Annotated in this window: 22 protein-coding genes and 1 pseudogene; 12 read left to right on the forward strand and 11 right to left on the reverse strand. The window is 69.2% G+C overall.

The genetic code is table 11. From position 1 onward, the window contains the following. Positions 1–28 precede the first annotated feature (28 nt). From dacB to EV691_RS13045, 6 genes are all read right to left on the reverse strand, one after another. A complete protein-coding gene (dacB, locus tag EV691_RS13020; RefSeq protein ID WP_131297350.1) occupies positions 29–1489 on the reverse strand; it encodes a D-alanyl-D-alanine carboxypeptidase/D-alanyl-D-alanine endopeptidase in 1461 nt (486 codons plus the stop codon). Positions 1490–1625: 136 nt separating this feature from the next. Further along, entirely contained in the window at positions 1626–2687 is a 1062-nt protein-coding gene (locus EV691_RS13025) for an FUSC family protein (protein ID WP_193388196.1), read from the reverse strand. 80 nt (positions 2688–2767) lie between these two features. Further along, on the reverse strand, positions 2768–4099 hold the full coding sequence (locus tag EV691_RS13030; RefSeq protein WP_131297351.1) for a deoxyguanosinetriphosphate triphosphohydrolase: 1332 nt from the start codon (positions 4097–4099) through the stop codon (positions 2768–2770). 97 nt (positions 4100–4196) lie between these two features. Further along, complete coding sequence (locus EV691_RS13035; RefSeq protein WP_039803193.1) at positions 4197–4541, reverse strand: hypothetical protein; 345 nt, start codon at positions 4539–4541, stop codon at positions 4197–4199. Continuing rightward, the gene (locus tag EV691_RS13040) at positions 4538–4924 is read right to left on the reverse strand and encodes a phage holin family protein (protein ID WP_131297352.1); all 387 of its coding nucleotides are present in this window, start codon (positions 4922–4924) and stop codon (positions 4538–4540) included. The genes EV691_RS13035 and EV691_RS13040 overlap by 4 nt, the downstream gene beginning before the upstream one ends. Before the next feature lie 20 nt (positions 4925–4944). Continuing rightward, complete coding sequence (locus EV691_RS13045) at positions 4945–5334, reverse strand: ElaB/YgaM/YqjD family protein (protein WP_243649661.1); 390 nt, start codon at positions 5332–5334, stop codon at positions 4945–4947. A 170-nt stretch (positions 5335–5504) separates the two neighbouring features. Between EV691_RS13045 and EV691_RS13050 the strand changes: the two genes are divergently transcribed. After that, positions 5505–5762, forward strand: a complete 258-nt coding sequence (locus tag EV691_RS13050; protein WP_131297353.1) for a glutaredoxin family protein — start codon at positions 5505–5507, stop codon at positions 5760–5762. Here the strand turns inward: EV691_RS13050 and EV691_RS13055 are convergent. From EV691_RS13055 to EV691_RS13065, 3 genes are all read right to left on the reverse strand, one after another. Further along, on the reverse strand, positions 5749–6252 hold the full coding sequence (locus tag EV691_RS13055) for a thermonuclease family protein (RefSeq protein ID WP_131297354.1): 504 nt from the start codon (positions 6250–6252) through the stop codon (positions 5749–5751). The two genes, EV691_RS13050 and EV691_RS13055, sit on opposite strands and share 14 nt — an antisense overlap. 290 nt (positions 6253–6542) lie before the next feature. After that, positions 6543–6923 (reverse strand): VanZ family protein, encoded by a 381-nt coding sequence (locus tag EV691_RS13060; RefSeq protein WP_165901255.1) that lies wholly within the window; start codon positions 6921–6923, stop codon positions 6543–6545. Positions 6924–6936: 13 nt separating this feature from the next. Then, entirely contained in the window at positions 6937–7467 is a 531-nt protein-coding gene (locus tag EV691_RS13065; protein WP_131297355.1) for a hypothetical protein, read from the reverse strand. A gap of 254 nt (positions 7468–7721) precedes the next feature. Between EV691_RS13065 and cas3 the strand changes: the two are divergent. The 9 genes and pseudogenes from cas3 to cas2e all read left to right on the forward strand — a co-directional run. After that, positions 7722–9596: pseudogene (cas3, locus tag EV691_RS13070) on the forward strand (CRISPR-associated helicase Cas3'); the annotation flags it as partial. A 410-nt stretch (positions 9597–10006) separates the two neighbouring features. After that, positions 10007–10378 carry a hypothetical protein gene (locus EV691_RS24195; protein ID WP_341352478.1) on the forward strand — a complete coding sequence of 124 codons (372 nt, stop codon included), beginning with the start codon at positions 10007–10009 and terminating at the stop codon, positions 10376–10378. Further along, the gene (casA, locus tag EV691_RS13075; protein ID WP_131297356.1) at positions 10375–11934 is read left to right on the forward strand and encodes a type I-E CRISPR-associated protein Cse1/CasA; all 1560 of its coding nucleotides are present in this window, start codon (positions 10375–10377) and stop codon (positions 11932–11934) included. The genes EV691_RS24195 and casA overlap by 4 nt, the downstream gene beginning before the upstream one ends. After that, entirely contained in the window at positions 11931–12473 is a 543-nt protein-coding gene (casB, locus tag EV691_RS13080) for a type I-E CRISPR-associated protein Cse2/CasB (RefSeq protein ID WP_131297357.1), read from the forward strand. Before casA ends, casB begins: the two co-directional genes overlap by 4 nt. A gap of 10 nt (positions 12474–12483) precedes the next feature. After that, complete coding sequence (gene cas7e / locus EV691_RS13085; protein ID WP_131297358.1) at positions 12484–13626, forward strand: type I-E CRISPR-associated protein Cas7/Cse4/CasC; 1143 nt, start codon at positions 12484–12486, stop codon at positions 13624–13626. Between the two features lie 2 nt (positions 13627–13628). Further along, positions 13629–14291 carry a type I-E CRISPR-associated protein Cas5/CasD gene (gene cas5e / locus EV691_RS13090; RefSeq protein ID WP_131297359.1) on the forward strand — a complete coding sequence of 221 codons (663 nt, stop codon included), beginning with the start codon at positions 13629–13631 and terminating at the stop codon, positions 14289–14291. Beyond that, positions 14266–14880, forward strand: a complete 615-nt coding sequence (gene cas6e, locus EV691_RS13095; protein WP_131297360.1) for a type I-E CRISPR-associated protein Cas6/Cse3/CasE — start codon at positions 14266–14268, stop codon at positions 14878–14880. The genes cas5e and cas6e overlap by 26 nt, the downstream gene beginning before the upstream one ends. Further along, on the forward strand, positions 14880–15797 hold the full coding sequence (cas1e, locus tag EV691_RS13100) for a type I-E CRISPR-associated endonuclease Cas1e (protein ID WP_207390133.1): 918 nt from the start codon (positions 14880–14882) through the stop codon (positions 15795–15797). Before cas6e ends, cas1e begins: the two co-directional genes overlap by 1 nt. Then, complete coding sequence (cas2e, locus tag EV691_RS13105) at positions 15797–16096, forward strand: type I-E CRISPR-associated endoribonuclease Cas2e (protein WP_039803226.1); 300 nt, start codon at positions 15797–15799, stop codon at positions 16094–16096. Before cas1e ends, cas2e begins: the two co-directional genes overlap by 1 nt. A 483-nt stretch (positions 16097–16579) precedes the next feature. Here cas2e and EV691_RS24145 read toward each other — a convergent pair whose 3' ends face one another. Next, positions 16580–16873 carry a dienelactone hydrolase family protein gene (locus tag EV691_RS24145; protein ID WP_278250219.1) on the reverse strand — a complete coding sequence of 98 codons (294 nt, stop codon included), beginning with the start codon at positions 16871–16873 and terminating at the stop codon, positions 16580–16582. Then, positions 16870–17232 (reverse strand): dienelactone hydrolase family protein, encoded by a 363-nt coding sequence (locus tag EV691_RS24150; protein ID WP_278250218.1) that lies wholly within the window; start codon positions 17230–17232, stop codon positions 16870–16872. The genes EV691_RS24145 and EV691_RS24150 overlap by 4 nt, the downstream gene beginning before the upstream one ends. A gap of 172 nt (positions 17233–17404) precedes the next feature. On the opposite strand from EV691_RS24150, the gene EV691_RS23365 reads away from it, so the two are divergent. Both EV691_RS23365 and EV691_RS13115 read left to right on the forward strand, forming a co-directional pair. After that, positions 17405–17713, forward strand: a complete 309-nt coding sequence (locus EV691_RS23365) for a hypothetical protein (protein ID WP_165496507.1) — start codon at positions 17405–17407, stop codon at positions 17711–17713. Positions 17714–17733: 20 nt separating this feature from the next. After that, entirely contained in the window at positions 17734–19062 is a 1329-nt protein-coding gene (locus tag EV691_RS13115) for an OprD family porin (RefSeq protein ID WP_131297361.1), read from the forward strand. Positions 19063–19091 lie beyond the last annotated feature (29 nt).

Raw genomic sequence — 19091 nt, forward strand, 5'->3', positions numbered from 1 at the left:
TCCGCCAGGGAGCGGCCCGCCCGGAGGGTCAGCGCTGGGCGGTGTCGGACAGCTTCGGCTGGCGGTACAGGTCGACCAGCACCTGATCGAGGATCGACGAGGCGCCCCAGGGCCGCGAATGGTTGAGGATGGCGACCACCGCCCAGGTGTGGCCGTTCTGGTCGCGGCTGAAGCCGGCGATGGCGCGCACGGTGTTCAGGGTGCCGGTCTTGATGTGCGCCTCGCCGACCAGCGGGGTGCGGCGCAGGCGCTTGCGCATGGTGCCGTCCATCGCCACCAGCGGCATCGAGGAAATGAATTCGGCCGCATAGGGACTGTGCCAGGCGGCCCTGAGCATCTCGGCCATTTCCCGCGCGCTGATCCGCTCGATCCGCGACAGGCCGGAGCCGTTCTCCATCACCAAGTGCCGCGCGTCGATGCCCTTCTGCGTCATCCACTGGCTCACCGCGCGGTACGCCGCCTGGGCGTCGTCGGCGTCGGCACCGCTGCGGTACTGCCTGCCAATGCTGAGGAACAACTGGCGGGCCATGGTGTTGTTGCTGAACTTGTTGACGTCGCGAATGATCTCCACCACGTCCGGCGAGACGGCGCGGACCAGCAGGCGCGCCTGGCGGGGCACCTCGCCGAGGCGGTCCTGGCCCTGGATGCTGCCGCCCAGCTCCTGCCAGATGGCGCGCACGGCGCCGGCGGCGTAGGTCTGGTGGTCGAGCGGGGCGATGTAGCTCTGCGCGCTGCAGCCGGCCGGCAGCGAGCCGGTGACCACCATGCTGTGGCCCCTGTCCTGCGGAATCAGGTTGTAGCGCACGTTCGGCCAGTCCGGACAGGCGCTGGCCGGCAGCGCCTTGACCTGGTTGTCGATGGTCATGCCGGCGATCGGCGGCTCGACGCTGACCTGCACCTTGCCGGGCTCGGCGCGGGCGATGAAGCGCAGCGCCTTGAGGTTGACCAGCAGGGAGTCGGGCTCGACCAGGAAGGGCTTGCTGCTGTCGCCGCCGTCATCGTTGAACGTCGGCAGCTGCGGCTTCACGAAGTGGCTGCGGTCGAGCACCAGATCGCCGCGCACCTCGCGTACGCCGTTGGCGCGCAGATCACGCATCAGCAGCCAGAGCTTCTCCATGTTCAGCTTGGGGTCGCCGCCGCCCTTCAGGTACAGGTTGCCGTCCAGCACGCCGTCGCGCAGCGGGCCGTCGGTGTAGAACTGGGTCTGCCACTTGTGGGTCGGGCCGAGCAACTCGAGGGCGGCATAGGTGGTCACCAGCTTCATGGTCGAGGCTGGGTTCAGCGGCACGTCGGCGTTGACGATAGTCGGGGTGCCCGGTCCGGTGAGTGGCAGTACCACCAGGGACAGGGCGTTGCCGGGGAGCTTGTGGGCACTCAGCGCCTGCTGGACATTCTTCGGCAGCGTGGTGTTGATCTGGGCTGCGCCCGCCGACAGTGCGAGCGGCAGCAGCAGGCTGGCAATGGCCAGCCGGCGAAAGGTTGCAATCATCGAGGGTGCCCCTCCGACTCAGGGCTGAACGAAGCGAAATGGGTGAAAAATCCGGCGGCTCCGGGAATGGGGTCGCATTATGCCCGAAGCGCGGCGGCCGATGGCTGCCCGATGTGCGGATCGCCGGTCGCACGCTTCAGCGCGGCAGCCCATCCGTGCCGGAGCGGGCGCTACGCCAGACCTGCAGCCGGCGCCTGACGTTCAGGGTCAGCGCCACCAGCAGCGCGAGCGACACGCCGATCAGGCTGCCGAGTAGGCGTTCGCGGTCCAGCTGCCAGTCCTGCGCCAGGCTCTCGGCCAGCAGGAGGATGCAGAAGGTCATCTGCAGCACGTAGAGGCTGTAGCGCCCCACCTGGAAGGCGCGACCGAGCAGGGTCAGCGCCAGCACCAGGGCGACCATCTGCGCCGGGTTCTGCAGGCTCTCGCCGAGCAGCACCAGCAGGCCGGCGGCGAGCAGGACGCTCAGGGCGATCTTGAAGGCGCGCGGCAGCCGGCCCTTGAGGTCGATCTGCAGGCTGGTGACCACCGCCAGGGTCAGCCAGTAGCCGCGCGGCTGTCCGGCCAGGTTGACGATCAGGCCGGCCAGGCCGCAGACCAGGCTGCAGCCCAGGGCATACAGACGCCACTGCGGGTGCGGCAGGCGCGCCGCGTGCTGGCGCAGCACCTTCAGCACGTTGGGCAGGCGTGGCATGTAGGGCCACAGGCGCAGGCCGTGCAGGCCACGCAGGGTGAAGGCGAGCAGGGTCGCCCAGAGGCCGCCGAGGGTGAACAGGGTGGCCACGGCATAGGGGTTGGGCATGCTGCCCAGGTACTGCTGGCCCTGGCCGAGACACAGGCAGACCAGCATGCCGAGGCCCAGCTTGCCGGCCTCGCGGCCGAAGCGCTGCAGCCAGGCGAGCAGCAGGCCGCCGGCGGCGAACACCAGCAGGCTCTCCAGCGGGCCGGGTGCGGACCAGAAGCCCAGGCCCGCGCTGCAGGCGCCGAGCAGGGTGAGCAGGAGCATGCGCAGCATGCCGAAGCGGTGCAGGGGGTCGGCCTGGGCAGCGAGGAAGGCGCCGATCGACGCCCAGAGAAAGCCGGAGTGGCCGCTGAACAGCCCGAGCAGCAGGGGCAGGGCGCAGCCGAGGGTGGCCACGATGGCCGCTCCCCAGGTGGGGGCGGCCGTCCATTGGTGGCGGGAGGGTAGAAAGCGGAGCATCGGCTGCGTTCCTTCTTCACTTCGATGCGGCCGGGGGCCTCGTGCCCCTCGCCGGGCTTCGGCCAGCGGGTCGCAGACGCTTATGCGGGGCCGGCAAGCCCTTTCATTTCCCGAGCCATCTCGGTGGCATAGCCGTCGGTCATGCCGGCGATGAAGTCGATCATGCGCAGGAAGGCATGGTACAGCGGCCACTGCGGGTCCGGGGCGTTGTTGCCGAGCAGGTCGAGGATGCGCCGGTTCTTGAACGACGGCCGCCGCCCGCCGTGCTGTTCCAGCGCCGCGCCGCAGAAGGCGTCGAGCAGGGTCTCCAGGGTGGTGTAGGCGCCGATCTCGTGGAGGGTCTTGCGCTTGTCGTGGAAGATCTTCTCGCGGGCGATGCGCTTGGCCTGCAGCACGCAGTCCTTGGACGGTCCGTACATGTGTTCGACCAGATCGCCGCTCAGGCTGCCGGCGAGCAGGGCTTTCTGCTGTTCGACGAAGGCCCGTGCCGCCGCGTTGGTCAGGTGCTCGATGGCCTTGCCGCGCAGGATCGCCAGCTTGCGCCGCCGCGAGTCGCGCGGGCCGAGCTGGCGGTAGGACTCCGGCAGGTCGTCGCCGACCAGGCCGAGCAGCAGGGCCTCGACCTCGGGGTAGTCGAGCAGCCCCATTTCCAGGCCGTCTTCCAGGTCGATCAGCGCGTAGCAGATATCGTCCGCCGCCTCCATCAGGTAGACCAGCGGATGGCGCGCCCAGCGCTGCTCGTCCAGCTGCGGCAGGCCGAGCTTCCCGGCGATCTGTTCGAGCAGCGGCAGCTCGCTCTGGTAGCAGCCGAACTTGTGCTTCTTGTAGCCCAGGGCGGGGGCATGGCGCGAGGCCCAGGGGTATTTGAGGTAGGCGCCGAGGGTGGCGTAGGTGAGCCGGGTGCCGCCGTCGAACTGGTGGTATTCCAGCTGGGTGAGCACGCGAAAGCCCTGGGCGTTGCCCTCGAAGTGCAGGAAGTCGTCGCGCTCGGCCTCGCCCATCCCGTCCAGCCAGCCGCGCTCGGCGGCCTGATGGAACCAGTAGCGGATGGCATCCTCGCCGGAGTGGCCGAACGGCGGGTTGCCGATGTCGTGGGCCAGGCAGGCGGACTGGACGATCATGCCGAGGTCGGCGGGGCCGCACCAGTCCGGCAGGGCGTCGCGCAGCACCTCGCCGACCCGCATGCCCAGCGAGCGACCGACGCAGCTGACTTCCAGTGAGTGGGTCAGGCGGGTGTGGATGTGGTCGTTGCTGGACACCGGATGCACCTGGGTCTTGCGCCCCAGGCGCCGGAACGCCCCGGAGAAGATGATGCGGTCGTGGTCCTTGTGGAAGGGGCTGCGGCCCAGTTCGTCGACGCTGTGCACCGATTTGCCCAGGCGTTCCCGGGTCAGTAGGGTTTGCCAGTCCAAAGCCGTTCCTCGTTGTTCAGTGGGCAGCCGGCACGGGGGCCGAACGCGCGGGCCGCCGTGCGACTGCCAGCCATCCTTGGGCAGTGTGAAGAATCCGTCAAGCCTGCGGTCTGGGCGGTGCCTGCGGCGGCTTCGGCGGGTGGGATTCGCGGTAGTAGCGCAGGCCGGCGCTGACCAGGGGATAGGCTTCCAGGGCGAACAGCGCCAGCTTGCCGAAGCGGCCCAGGCGTTTGCCGAACAGGCTCAGCAGCAGTGCCCCACCGACGGCCAGCGGCGTGCCCTTGCCCGGCCTGGCGCGGCTGGGGGCGAACAGCTGGCCGAACTGGCGCAGCGGATGACGCAGCGGCTCGGCGTGATAGTCGAGCTGCTGGCGCTGCATCTCCATGCGCAGGCGTACCAGCTCCTTGCGCATCTCCAGCGGGGTGCGGCGGCGCGGGCTCATGGCAGCAGCTCCCGGTTGCGCGCCAGTTCCTCGAGGCTTGCCTGGAACGGATGCTCGCTGCGCCGCGCCAGCTTCAGCGTGCGGGCGATGCAGAACAGCAGGGCCAGGCCGTAGGCGAGGCACAGGCCGAGGATCGCGGCCAGCCGGTGGCTGTCCCAGAAGACGACGACCACGGCGGCGGACAGGCCGATCAGCAGCAGCAGGCCGAACAGCAGGCACAGGCTGGCGAAGATGAACAGCCGGAAGGCGTAGCCCTTTTCCTCCTGGAGCTCGATGCCGAGCAGCTCCAGGTGGTTCTGCAGCAAGCCGAGCAGGGCGCCGCCGAAGCGTTTCAGGGACGGCGTGCGGTCTTCCCCGGACGGCGGCGGTGGCGAGGCATCCATTGGCGACGACTCCCAGGCAATCAGCGGCGGCCGGCCAGCAGGCCGAACAGCAGGCCGACCCCGGCGGCGATGCCGAGCGCCTTCCAGGGATGGCTGTGGACATACGCCTCGGTGGCCTGGATGGCCGCCTGTCCCTGGTCGCGCAGCCGCTCCTCGCTATCCTTGAGGGTCTCGCGGGCGCGCTCGAGGTTGCTCTCGATCTTCGCCCGCAGGGCGTCCGCCTCGTCGCCGGTCACCTCGGCGCCGTGGCGCAGCAGGCGTTCGGTGTCGTCGAGCAGGGCGTGGAACTCGTCGATCACCGCCTGCTGGGCGCGCTGCAGGTTGCGCCGGTGCACCGAGGCCGATGCGCACGGCTCCCAGCTGCAGGTGTGGGGGTCGGAGGAGGCCGACTGGGTTTGGCTGCTGTCCATGGTCATGCTGGATGGTCCTCATCACGGGGTGGGCAATGGCGGCCGAATGCCGGCGGCGGCCAGGCAAGCTGCGCCTGCGGGGCGGCTTGCGCTTCCGCGGCTTGCGCTTCCGCCATAGGGTGTCTTGGTTGCATGTTAGACTTCAAGTTCATTGTCGTTAGGAGGCGCCCATGCTCCCCGAGTGCCAGCTGTTCGGAACCCTCGGTTGCCATCTCTGCGAGCAGGCCGAGAGCCTGTTGATGCCCTTCGTCGAGAACGGCCTGCTGGTCGAGCTGGTCGACATCGCCGAGGACGAGCGCCAAGCCGAGCGCTATGGCCTGCGCATCCCCGTACTGCGGCGACTGGACAACGGCGGCGAGCTGGACTGGCCCTTCGAGGCGGAGCAGGTCGCCACCTTTCTGAGCCGGCCGGAACTCAGCGGCTGCTGAGCCGACTACTGCGCTCGCTGCGCCATTGCCAGGGCGGGACGATCTCCGCCTGCGGCAAACCCCAGAGGCCGCGCTGCAGGGAGCGGGCCTCGGCCTCCAGCGCGGGCAGGCGCGAATCGCCTTCGCCCTCGTCGTAGGCCCAGGCCGAGCCCTGCCGGACCATGGCGTCATTGACGTAGAGGTCGCCGAGGTAGACGCGGGCGACCTTGAGCCCGTAACGCGTCTGCTTGACGACCTCCAGCCGGATTTCCTTGTTGTAGACCAGGCGGAACAGCTGCAACTGGGCCAGCTGCCCGTACGGCTGGGCGCTTTCCGGAGCGTCGAGATCGGCCAGGCGGACCTCGATCCGCTGCTTGCTCGGGCTCAGGCAGGTCAGGCTGTCGCCGTCCTGCACGCGGATGACTCGGCAGGTCGGTTCGGCGGCATGGAGGGAGGTCGTGAACAGCAACGCAATGGCGCCGCATGCGCCAACTGCACTGGAAATGTTCATTCTTGCTTCGCGAGAAAGCCCTGCCTCGCCGGACAGGGGGGATAGCCTGTCACGCACAGCGTGATCCGTCTTCTCGCATTCTCCGGGTCGGGGGCTATCGAACGGGCTGACTGGAAGCCGCGGCTTTCCGCCTACGGCCGTTCCTGGCACCAAGCGGTTACTGCTCTCGTTGATTGCCTGTCCGGGGCTGGACTGCTCGTCCCGGGGCGCCCTGCCGCATGGGCGGGGCTACGTAGGAGGATAGTAAGGCCCGCTCGGCTTTGCCGAGGGAAAGCCGACGTCCGGCGGGCTCAAGCGCCCGGCTGCCGTTCCTGACGCCTGTACCGCAGCCAGCCGGCGGCGACCAGACTGCCCAGGGCGATGCCCAGCAGGTCGGCGAGCAGGTCGCGGTATTCGGCGACGCGATAGCCGGTCAGCCCCTGCAGGACCTCGATGAGGATGCCGTAGAGGAACAGGCCGGACGGCACCAGCCAGTGCCGTCCGGGAAAGCCCAGGCGGCCGAGCAAGGCCAGCACGCCGAAGGCCAGCAGGTGGTTGCTCTTGTCCCAGCCGGTATCCAGCGGTGGGCTGACGTCCTTCAGCAGCGCCAGCGCCAGCACCGCCGCCAGGCAGGCGAAGAAGGCCAGACGCCAGAGCAGCAGGGGATGGGCGAGGCGGCGGGCGGCAGGCATTGGCTGGCTCTCCTCAGGCACCTGGTTCGGCGCGTAGCGCCTCGTAGGCCGGCGCGGCATGGATGCCCGCCGCGGCCGCCAGCGCCTGGGTCGCCTCGAGGTCGCAGCGATACACCAGCACCGCCTGCAGTTCGTCGTCCAGCGGCTCGCTGAAGCCCACCAGCACGTAGCCGCCCTTCTCCGGGTAGAGGCTGCCCAACTGCACCTGGATGCGGTTGAGCGCCTTCAGGGGCTCCACCTTGTGCAACTGCTTGGGCTTGAGCACGAAGGACACCTCAGGGCCGAACGAGGCGACGATCTGCCCGAACAGTTCCTCGTAGCTGTCCGCCTGGAACAGCACCGTCTCCGGCAGGCTGCCGACCACCACCCACTCGCCCAGCGGAATGGGAAAGCTGTCGTCGTAGTTGATGTCCGGGTTGGCGGCGAGGAAGGCCTGCGGATCGGCATAGGCCTGCGCCGCCTCGTCGGCGATCTGTGAGATCTCTTCTTCGCTGAGGCAGCCCGAGCTGATGTTGCGGATGAGTTCCTGGAGCTGGTTTTTCATGGCGGCCTCGGTGGCTGGAAGGGAGACGGGGTGCGGCGCGCCGGGTGGGGCGCGTTTCACGGCGCGGATTCTAGCCCATTCGCACGGCGAGGCCGGCCGGCGTCTTTACTGTGATCAGGACAGGACACCTCGGAGCGGTCGCTCCGTGGCCCTTTCGAAAGAGGATAGTGGCATTGTGCCTCTATCTCTTGTCGGAGTAATTTCCAGTGCGGGAAGCCGGGACAGGCTTCCCGCGCTGCGACAGGAGGTGAGACATGACCGCCCGATTTTCCCAACTCACCCCGGCGGCCCGCCGGCTCTGGGCCAAGAGCGGCGAGGTGTCGGGCCATGGCCTGCTCGCCCATCTGCTGGACGTGGCGGCGGTGGCCGAGGTGCTGCTGGAGCACGAGCCGCCCGCGACGCTCGAGCACTTCGCCCGTCAGTTCGGCCCGCCCGTGCCGGCCTTCGCGCGGCATGCCGCCGCGCTGGTAGGCCTGCACGACTTCGGCAAGGCCATTCCCGGTTTTCAGGACAAATGGCCCGAGGGCCGGCAGGCCGACGAGGCCCTGGGGCTGCCGTTCCCGCCGCGTTCGCTGAGCGTGGCCGAGCATGCCAGCGCCAGTGCGGCCCTGCTCTGGGAGCACCTGTCGGGCCTGGGTATCCCGCACCTGCTGTGGATCCGCCATGCGCTGCAGGCGATCAGCGCCCATCACGGCTACCACTTCAACCAGCCGGAATTCAACCGCGCCAGGCCCCCCTTCGAGCCGGCAGCCTGGGCCGAGGCGCGCCGGGAAATCTTCGCGGCGTACTGGGCCGTGCTGGCGCCGCAGGGGATTCCGCAGGTCGAGGCCCTGTCCCTGCCGGCCGTGCAGTGGCTGGCCGGTCTCACCAGCGTGGCCGACTGGATAGGCTCCAATCCCGACTGGTTTCCCCAAGGCGAGCGCGAGGATTCGCTGGCCGGCCATCACGCCGATGCCTGTCGGCGGGCCGAGCAGGCCCTGGCGGCCATCGGCTGGTCGCGCAGCGCCGTCCTGCTGCACGAGGCGGCCGGCGTGGATCAGTTGATCGGGCGCATCGTCCAGCGCCCGGCGTCGAGCGCGCGTCCCCTGCAGCGCGAGGCCGACCGGCTGCTCGACGGCGTGCGCGGGCCGGCCCTGCTGCTGGTCGAGGCGCCGATGGGCGAGGGCAAGACCGAGCTGGCCTTTCTCGCCCATCTGCGTCTGCAGGCGGCCAACCGGCACCGCGGCCTGTATGTCGCGCTGCCGACCCAGGCCACCGGCAATGCCCTGTTCCGCCGCGCGCTGACCTTTCTCCGCGCGTTCGCCGGCGATGCCGCGCTGGACATGCAACTGGTGCATGGCGGGGCGGCGCTGAGCGACGACGTCCGGCAGCTGCATGACATCCACGGCGTGCCCGGCGAAAGCGTGACCGCGTCCGCCTGGTTCTCCCAGCGCCGCCGGCCGCTGCTGTCGCCCTACGGCGTCGGCACTGTCGACCAGGCGCTGTTCGCCGCGCTGAACGTCAAGCACCACTTCGTCCGCCTGTGGGGCCTGGCCAACCGGGTGGTGGTGCTCGACGAGGTGCATGCCTACGACAGCTACACCGGCGGGCTGATCGAGGCCCTGCTGCGCTGGCTCAAGGCGCTCGGCAGCTCGGTGGTGCTGATGAGTGCGACCCTGCCGGCGCAGCGGCGCGCTGCCCTGCTGCGGGCCTGGGGCGTGGCGGACGAGGATGCCCCCGCGCCGGCCTATCCACGCCTGCTGCTGGCCGACGAACGCGGCCTGCTGGGCGCCACCTGCGAATCGCGGCCGCTGCCGTCGATCCGCCTGCAGGCGGTCGGCACGGAGCTCGACAGCCTGGCTGACTGCGCCCTGGAGTGCCTGCAGGGCGGCGGTTGCGGCGCGCTGATCGTCAATACCGTGGATCGCGCCCAGGCGCTGTACCTCGGGCTCAGGGAGCGCCTGGGCGACAGCGCGCGCCTGCTGCTGTTCCATGCGCGCTTCCCCGCCGACCAGCGTGGCGAGCGGGAGCGCGAGGTGCTGGCCGCCTTCGGCGCGGACGGCGAGCGGCCGGCCGGGGCGCTGCTGATCGCCACCCAGGTGGCCGAGCAGTCGCTGGACATCGACTTCGACTTCATGCTCAGCGACCTGGCGCCGGTCGACCTGCTCCTGCAGCGCGCCGGCCGCCTGCATCGCCATCGGCGGACTCGTCCCGCTGCGCATGCCGAGGCGCGTCTATTCGTCGCCGGCCTCGCCCCCGAACGGCTGCCCGACCTGAAGGGCACCGGCTGGGAGTACGTCTACGACTCCTACATCCTCGGCCGCACCTGGGCGCTGCTGTCGCGTGAGGCGGAGTTGCAGCTGCCGCAGGACATCGACCGCCTGGTGCAGGCGGTGTATGGCGAGACCGGGCTGCCGGCCGACCTTACCGAGGTCGATCGCGCCCTTATCGAGGATGAGGCCTACGGCAGCCACCTCGGCAAGCGCCAGACCGAGCAGATGATGGCGCTCAATGTGGCGATCGATCCGGATGCCGAGCCGCAGGCGGCCTACGTGCAGAAGTGCCGCGGCTACGAGGAGGGGGAGGAGGGCCTGGGGCTGCCCAACTACACCCGCCTGGGCGAGGAGTCCGTCAGCCTGGTTCCGCTGCATGTGGTGGCGGGGGGCTGGAGCCTGACGGCGGATGGCGAGGCCTTCGATCCGCCAGGGCGCTGCATGCCCGCCAGCTCAGGACCTCGCGCCAGGCGCTGGTCAGGCATCTGCAGGCCGTGGAAGCGCCGCGGGCCTTTGCCGAGTATCCGTTGTTGCGCCATCTCAAGCCGCTGCCGCTGGAGCAAGGCTGCATGACGCTTGGCCGGCTGAGGGTGCGCCTGGACGACGAGTTGGGGCTGGTTTACCAGGCCCCCCTTGCTTCGCCCGAGGACCAGGCATGAACAAGCACTTCAATCTGCTCGACCAGCCCTGGCTGCCGGTGCGTCTGCACGACGGGCGGGTCTGCGACCTGGGGCTGCTGGAGCTGTTCGAGCGCGCCGGCGAGATCGGCGCCCTGGCGGAAACCGCACCGCCCGGGCTGATCGCCCAGTACCGCCTGCTGCTGGCCATCGTCCATCGCGCGCTGAGCCGCGCCCAGGGCCGCTGGACGGATGCCGACCGGGTGCGCTGGTATCACCAGCGCCTGCCGGTCGAGGTCGTGCGCGACTATCTGGAGCGCTGGCGCGAACGCTTCTGGCTGTTCCATCCCGAGCAGCCCTTCATGCAGGTGGCAGCCTTGGCCGAGGCCGAGGAGACCCGCGACCGGCACAAGCCCTGGTCGCAGATTTCCCTGGCCAGCGCCAACGGCAATGCGCCGGTGCTGTTCGATCATTCCTGGGATCTGGCGCCGCGCCCCATCGCCGCTGCCGATGCGCTGCGCACCCTGCTGGGCTTTCTGCAGTTCACCCCCGGCGGCCTGGTCAAGAGCCTGCGCGACGCCGACAAGGCCGGTGCGCTGGCCAATACCGCCGCGGTCATGCCGCTTGGCGAGTCGTTGGCGCAAAGCCTCTGCCTGGCCCTGCATCCGCCCAGCCGGGCCGGCCATGAGGATCTGCCCAGCTGGGAGCGGAACCCGCCGGGCCTCGCGCAACTGCGCGGCGAGCCGACCCTGGCGAGCGGTCCCAACGATCGCTACAGCCGCCTGACCCGCGCCGTGCTGTTGCTGCCCGACGAGCAGGGCCGGGTGCAGTGGATACGCTTCGCCGCCGGCATCGCCCTGGCCGAGGATGCGCAGGCGCCCGATCCCATGGCCAGCTACCGTGCCGGCAGCCATGGCCTGGTACGGCTGAGCTTCACCGAGGGACGCGCATTCTGGCGCGATCTGCCGGCGCTGTTACCCGATGCTGAGGGCCTGGCGTCCCAGCCGGCAGCAGTCCTGGGCTGGGCGGCCAACCTGCAGTTTCTGCTGGGTGGCAGCGAGCAGCCTTTGCTGGTGGCCGGGTTGGCCAGCGACCAGGCCAAGTTGTTGCGCTGGCGCTCCGAGCGCATCGCCTTGCCGGCGGCACTGCTGGTCTCGGCGGACTGCGCGAACGAACTGCGCCGGCAGGTACGCGAGGCCGAAGAGCTGTTCGGCGATATCCGCAAGCTCGCCGCCGGCATGCTGGCCGACACCCTGCCCGATCCCTCCAGCAAGGACACCTGGGCCAGGGCGCGCAGCCTGTTCGATGCGGGACCGGCGCCGGCGCTTTATTTCGCCTCGGCCGAGCGCGCCCTGGGCCAGGTGATGGCCTTGCTCGGCAGCGGCGACCCGGATGATCTCGACAAGGCCGAAGCCCTCTGGTCGCGCACCCTGCTGGCGGCGGCCCAGGCCGCCTGGCAGTCCGTCCGTGACGGCCTGGGCCGCTCGCCGAAGGCGCTGCGTGCCGAGGCTCTCGCCTGGCCGCGCTTCCGTGCCCTGCTGCGCGACCTTCAATCGGCCGATCCGAGTCCGCAACCATCCGAGGAGGCTCGAGCATGAGCGATTACGCACAGCGCTTCATCGCGCACCTGGAAAGCCTGCACGAGCGCGACCGCGGCGCCCTGGCGGTGCTGCGCCGCAGCCTGGGCTTCGCCCCCGGCGTCTATCCGCCGGCCTATCCCCATGTCGAGCGTTTCGTCGCGGCCGAACGGCACGCCCAGGATGCATCGCGCCTGGCGCTCTACGTGGTGGCCGGGCTTTACGCCCTGCACCCCAGGCTGGGCGGGAAGAGCCTGGCCACCAGCCTGGGCGAGCTGATGCGCCAGCGCGACGGCACCGGCATCGAGCAGCGCTTCATCGCCCTGCTGGGCGCCGACGCCGAGAACCTGGCGGTCTACCTGCGCCAGGTGATCAGCCTGCTGGCCACCAGCGACCTGCCGCTGGACTACGCCGCCCTGCTCAGGGATCTGCACCTCTGGCTCGCCCCGTGGATCGACCCCGAGCGGCGCGATGTCGTGCGCCAGCGCTGGGCGCGGGACTTCTACCGGGCGCTGGCGGCTCCCGCTGGCGAAACAGCGCCAACCCCTGTCAACGATTGAGAAGGACATCATGAGTCTGTTCATCGAATTCCACCTGATCCAGAACTTCGCCCCGTCCAACCTCAACCGTGACGACACCGGCGCACCCAAGGACGCGCTGTTCGGCGGCCATCGCCGGGCGCGGGTGAGCAGCCAGTGCTTCAAGCGCGCCATCCGCCTGGCCGCCCGCGAGCATGAGCTGGTGGCGCCGGAGTTCCGCGGGGTGCGCACCCGCAAGCTCCAGGCCCTGCTGCTGGAGCGCCTGGCCGGCCGCGACCCGCTCGAAGCGGCAGGCAAGATCGAAAGCGCCCTGGCTGCCGCCGGTCTCAAGCTCAAGGACGACGGCAAGACCGAATACCTGCTGTTTCTCGGCGAGGCGGAAATCGCCGGCTTCGCCGAACTGATCGAGCAGCACTGGGACGAACTGGCCGCGTCGCCCGCCGGCGACGGCAAGAAGGGCAAGAAGGAAGCCAGGGCCAGCGCGCCGGCCGAGGTGGTGAAGAAGGCCAAAGCGCTGCTCGACGGCGGCAAGGCTGTGGATGTGGCGCTGTTCGGCCGCATGCTGGCCGACCTGCCGGAGGTCAACCGGGAGGCGGCCTGCCAGGTGGCGCACGCCATCAGCACCCACCGCGTCGAGCGCGAGTTCGACTACTTCACCGCTGTCGACGACCGGGGTGGCCCCGGCGAAACCGGCGCCGGCATGATCGGCCAGGTCGAGTTCAACTCCGCGACCCTCTACCGCTACGCGGTGGTCGATGCGCGCAAGCTGCTGGGCAACCTGCAGGGCGACCGCGAACTGACCCTGGCGGCGCTGGAGGCCTTCACCCAGGCCATGGTGCGCGCCATTCCCAGCGGCAAGCAGAACAGCTTCGCCGCGCACAACCTGCCCGGCTTCGTCGGCGTCTGCCTGCGCCATGGCGGCCCGCTGAGCCTGGCCAACGCCTTCGAGAAGCCGGTGAGCCCGCGCGCGGACAGCTCGCTGAGCAGCCAGTCGGTCGAGCGGCTCGCCGGCCATGAGGACAGGCTGGCGGCCGTCTATGCCGACGGCCGCGACCAGTGGGCCTACCTGGATCTGAGCGAGGCCTGGCCGGCGCAGAAGGGCTGGCGGGCGGCGAACCTGAACGAGCTGGCGGCCTGGGTGCGCGAGCAGGCCGCCTCCCGGCTGGAGGCCTGAGCATGGCCACCCTGCTGATGCGCCTGCAGGGGCCGCTGCAGTCCTGGGGGACCACCAGCCGTTTCGACGAGCGCGACACGCAACTGGAACCGTCCAAGTCCGGCGTGCTCGGCCTGGTCTGCGCCGCCCTCGGGCGCGACCGTAGCGAGCCGGTGGAGGACCTGGCGGTACTGCGCATGGGCGTGCGGGTCGACCGCGAAGGCGTGCCGATGCGCGATTACCAGACCGCCACGGGCGTGCTGCTCGCCAGCGGCAAGCCCGACCTGCGCCGTACCGTGGTCAGCCCGCGCTTCCACCTGGCGGATGCGGCGTTTCTGGTCGGCCTGGAGGGCGCGGACGAAGCGCTGCTGGCGCGCATCCATGCCGCCCTGCGCGCGCCGTTCTGGCCGCTGGCCCTGGGCCGCAAGAGCTTCGTCCCCGGCCTGCCGGTCTGGCTGGCGGACGGCCTCTCGCCCCTGCCGCTGGAGCGGGCCCTGGCCGGCTATCCGCGCCTGGCGCCGGCCCGGCGGGGCGAGGAGGGACAGCCGCTGCGCTGCCTGCTGGAGGACGAGCGCGAGGGCGCCATCCGTCTGGACCAGCCGGTCGCGCCTTTTGCCGAGCGGCGCTTCGGCCCGCGTTTCGTGAAATCGGGAGTGCTGCATGCACCTGACCAGACTGACGCTTGAGCCGCGCAGCGCCCAGGCCCGTCGCGACCTGAGCGACGCCTATGAAATGCACCGCACCCTGGCGCGCGCCTTCGCCGCGGATGCGCAGAGCCGGCCCGCACGCTTTCTCTGGCGCCTGGAGGCGGGCGGCAATGCCTGGACCACCCCCGTGGTGCTGGTGCAGGCCAGCGTCGAGGCCGACTGGTCGGCCTTGCAGGCGCTGCCCAACTACCTGCAGCGGCCCGTCGAGAGCAAGCGGCTGGCGCTCGAGGCATGGGGCGAGGATGGTGCGGGCTACCGCTTCCGTCTGCAGGCCAACCCGACCGTCAGCCGCCAGGGCAAGCGCTACGGCCTGGTGGGCGAGGCCGAGCAGCTGGCCTGGCTCGGCCGGCAGGGCGAACGCCACGGCTTCGCCGTCGAGGCGGCCCTGGTGACGGCCAGCGACCTGCTGGTCTCCCGCAAGGGCGCAGGGCGCATCAGCGTGCAACGAGCCTGCTTCGAGGGCCTGCTCCGGGTGCAGGATCCGGCGGCCTTCGGCTGCGCCCTGGCGGCGGGCATCGGCCCGGCCAAGGCCTTCGGCTGCGGCCTGCTCAGCGTGGCGCGCTGCTGATGCTGCCGCCGCTCAAGCCTCTGCCGATGAAGGATCGTGTCTCCATGATCTTCGTCCAGTACGGGCAGATCGACGTGCAGGACGGCGCCTTCGTGGTGATCGACCAGAACGGCGTGCGCACGCACATCCCGGTCGGCTCGGTGGCCTGCATCATGCTCGAACCGGGCACCCGGGTGTCCCATGCCGCCGTGCACCTGGCCTCGACCGTGGGCACCCTGCTGGTCTGGGTGGGCGAGGCCGGCGTGCGCCTGTACGCCAGCGGCCAGCCCGGCGGCGCCCGCGCGGACCGCCTGCTCTATCAGGCGAAACTGGCGCTGGACGACGAGCTGCGCCTGAAGGTGGTGCGCAAGATGTACGAGCTGCGCTTCCAGGAGAAGGCCCCGGAGCGGCGCAGCGTGGAACAGCTGCGCGGCATCGAGGGCGCCCGCGTGCGCGAGACCTACAAGCTGCTGGCCAGGCAGTACGGCGTCGACTGGCGCTCGCGCAACTACGACCGCCAGCAGTGGGACGCCGCGGACGTGCCCAACCGCTGCCTGTCGGCGGCCACCAGCTGCCTCTACGGCATCACCGAGGCGGCGGTGCTGGCCGCCGGCTACGCACCGGCGGTGGGCTTCATCCATACCGGCAAGCCGCTGTCGTTCGTCTACGACGTGGCCGACCTGTTCAAGTTCGAAACCGTCGTGCCCGTGGCCTTCCGCATCGCCGCCCGCGCGCCGGCCCAGCCGGAGCGGGAAGTGCGCCTGGCCTGCCGGGACATCTTCCGCTCCAGCAAGCTGCTGGCCAGGATCATCCCGACCACCATCGAGGAGGTACTGGCCGCCGGCGGCATCGCCCCGCCCGAGGCGCCGCCGGAGTCCGTGGCGCCGGCCATTCCCAACCCGCAAGGCATCGGCGACGCCGGGCACAGGACGCAGTGATGGCCTTCGTCGTCGTGGTCACCGAAAACGTCCCGCCGCGCCTGCGCGGACGCATGGCCATCTGGCTGCTGGAAGTGCGCGCCGGCGTCTATATCGGCGACGTATCCCGGCGCACCCGGGAAATGATCTGGCAGCACCTGGCCGAGGGGCATGAGGACGGCAATGTGGTCATGGCCTGGGCGAGCAATCACGAGTCCGGCTACGAGTTCCAGACTCTGGGGGAAAACCGGCGTTTGCCGGTCGAGTTCGACGGCTTGCATCTGGTCGCCTTTCAGCCCCAGGAAAAGCCCGATCTTTAACAAGGAAAATCGGTAGATTCTTGGCGGCCGATTTTTTCCTTTTGAAACAATCTGTTACGCTAAGTGTGTTCCCCGCGCCTGCGGGGATGAACCGCGCGAAGTCGGCCATCTCGCGGTGGTAGAGCTGTGTTCCCCGCGCCTGCGGGGATGAACCGGCCATGAACGGCGTCATCGCGTACAGCAGCCAGTGTTCCCCGCGCCCGCAGGGATGGTTCAACGAAGGTCTTCGTCGGACTTTCCGACGAATGGCATCTCTTTGCCTGTCCCGGCCAGTGGGGGCTGTAACCCTGCCAATATATTCTTTGGTTATCCCCGGCTCTGCGGGGATGAACCTGGACAACCTGCAACCGCGCAAGTAGTAAACGAGCGCTCCCCGCCTTCGCGGGGCAGATCCGCAGGTCCGGCGCGATCGGGCATGGCCGCTCAGGCGGTCTGCCCGATTCGCTTTTTTCCTGTCTCCCGATCCCTTGCCGATGGCGTCGCTCAGCGCGGGCCGATTTCCCGGTGCAGGGCGGCGAGGCTGCGCTGGTGGGCGAGTTCGGCCGCGGCCTGATCGTAGTGCCGGCTGCCTGTGCGGGCGAAGGCGTGTTCGCAGCCGGGGTAGCTGTACAGCTCGATATTGGGTCTGCCGCCCAGGCCTGCCAGGATCGCGGCGCGGGCCTCGGCGATGTGCAGCACCAGCCGGCCGCGGATGCCGGCGGCCTCGTCCAGCAGATGTTCGATGCCGACCCCGTAGTAGCCGACGGCGCAGGCGACGTCGCTGCGGGCGGCCGTCAGATAGGCGAGCCGGCCGCCGCGTCCACCTCGGGCATCCGGCGCGTCGCCTCAAGGGTGGCGACGATGTCCGCGATGCCCTTGTCGACGTCGAACCGGCCGAAGAGGGCGAAGGCCTTTTCCCGGTCGGCTCCCGCGTAGCCCAGCTCGACGCAGGCCTCGAGGCGCCAGAACAGGTCGGGGGCAATGGCGACGTAGCCTTCCGCAGCATAGCGGTCGGCCACGGCGCGAATGTTGGCGTTGACGCCGAAGATTTCCTGTCCGATGACCACGGCCGGGCTGTGGCCGCCCGGCGGCAGTGCGACATAGGCCGTGAAGCGGCCGCTGCCATCGCCGGCTTCGATCTGCAGGGTGAAACCCATGGTTGCTCTCCTTCTCCCGGGCTGCCCAAGTTCGATGCCTGTCATGGTGCCCGGCCGCCGGCCGACGGGAAAGCTTCCTGATGCCACGCCAGCAGGGAGAGGAGGGGAAAGGCCTGTTCCGTTCTTCCTTATATAGAGATGGAGTGGAACCGCCCCGGGACGACAGTCTGCCATGCGCAGGTTACAGCCCGGTGTAGAGGCATTGCCGGGGGCTAGCGGAAAGTTCCCCGGGCATGAAATATTTTTTCCAATGAAATCAGTTTGCAACAAAGCGTTGCCAAGATTCCGCCCCATTCCAGCGATACGCCAAACACTCGTGTGTTTTTCAAAGTTCGATGAAAAGGGGAAATCCTTGATGATCCGCAAGCACTTCGCCGGTAGTGTCGCCAGCGCCCCGGCGCTGGGCGTCTCGGCCCAGGCTTTTGCAGGTACCGTCGTGTCCGTCAGCGCTGTCGAAACCAAGATTGGGGAGATCGTCTGATGAGCCGGGAAAAGCGCGCAATGAACAGGAAGTCCACGCTGACCCTGGCCGTGGTGGCCGGCACCCTGGGGCTGCCGATGACGGTGCAGGAGGCGGCGGCCGCGTTCATCGAGGACAGCAAGGCCAATCTGACCTTCAAGAACTTCTACATCAACCAGGACGACCGCGACCAGGATCGCCCCCGCTCGGAAGAGTGGGGCCAGGGCTTCCTCTTCGAGTTCAAGTCCGGCTTCACCGAGGGCCCCGTCGGCTTCGGTCTGGACCTGATCGCCCAGGAAGGCATCCGTCTGGATGGCGGCGGTCGCGCCGGCAAGGCGGACATCGACCGTTCGCCGGGCTCGGTGTTCCCGCTGGAAAGCAACGGCAAGGGCAAGACCGAATTCGGCCGGGTCAACGCCACCGGCAAGATGCGCATCTCCGAAACCGTGGCCGAACTGGGCGTCCTGCGTCCCAAGCTGCCGGTGGTGGTCAGCAACGATGGCCGTCTGCTGCCGCAGCTCTACCATGGTGCGCAGATCACCTCCAAGGAGATCAAGGATCTGACCCTGGTCGCCGGTAAGCTCGAGCACTCGACCGAGCGTAACTCCAGCGACAGCTACGGCCTGTCGATCGCCGGTGCCAACAACCTTGCGACCGGTAAGTTCAGCAACAAGTTCTACTATGGCGGCGCTGACTACAAGCTCACCAAGGACCTGATGCTGCAGTATTACTTCGGCAATCTGGAAGACTTCTACGAGCAGCACTTCTTCGGTCTGGTGCACAACTGGGCGCTGCCGGTTGGCGCGCTGAAGAGCGATCTGCGCTACTGGAACAGCGACTCTGCCGGCGCGAACTCGCGCGCTTCCGGGCGTGCCGAGGGTTACCGGAGCGCCGGCTACTGGAGTGCCGGCGATCCCGACCGCGGCGAGGTCGACAACAACGCCTGGAGCGCCCTGTTCACCTATACCTTGGGTGGCCACGAACTGAAGGCGGGTTACCAGAAGCTCACCGGCGACAGCGACTTCCCGGTCCTCAACCAGGGTGGTCATTCCGTTCCGCTGATCACCGATGCCACGGTGGAGAAGTTCACCCGTGCCGGCGAGCAAACCTGGCTGGCCGGCTATGCCTATGACTTCGCCAAGGTCGGCGTGCCGGGGCTGAAGACCAGTCTGGTGTACTTCAGCGGCGACGACATCGATACCAACAACAGCGAAAAGGAAGAGTGGGAGCGCGATTTCCGCGTGGACTACGTGCTTCAGGAAGGCACCTTCAAGGGTCTTGGCCTGACCTGGCGTAACTCGATGGTGCGCGGCGTGCGCGAGCGCGACGACAACCGCCTGTACGTCACCTATACGCTGCCGCTGCTCTAAGCCCTCTGTCGGGACGGGTTCGTACCCGT

It is taken from the genome of Azotobacter chroococcum, assembly GCF_004339665.1.
Classification (GTDB): domain Bacteria; phylum Pseudomonadota; class Gammaproteobacteria; order Pseudomonadales; family Pseudomonadaceae; genus Azotobacter; species Azotobacter chroococcum.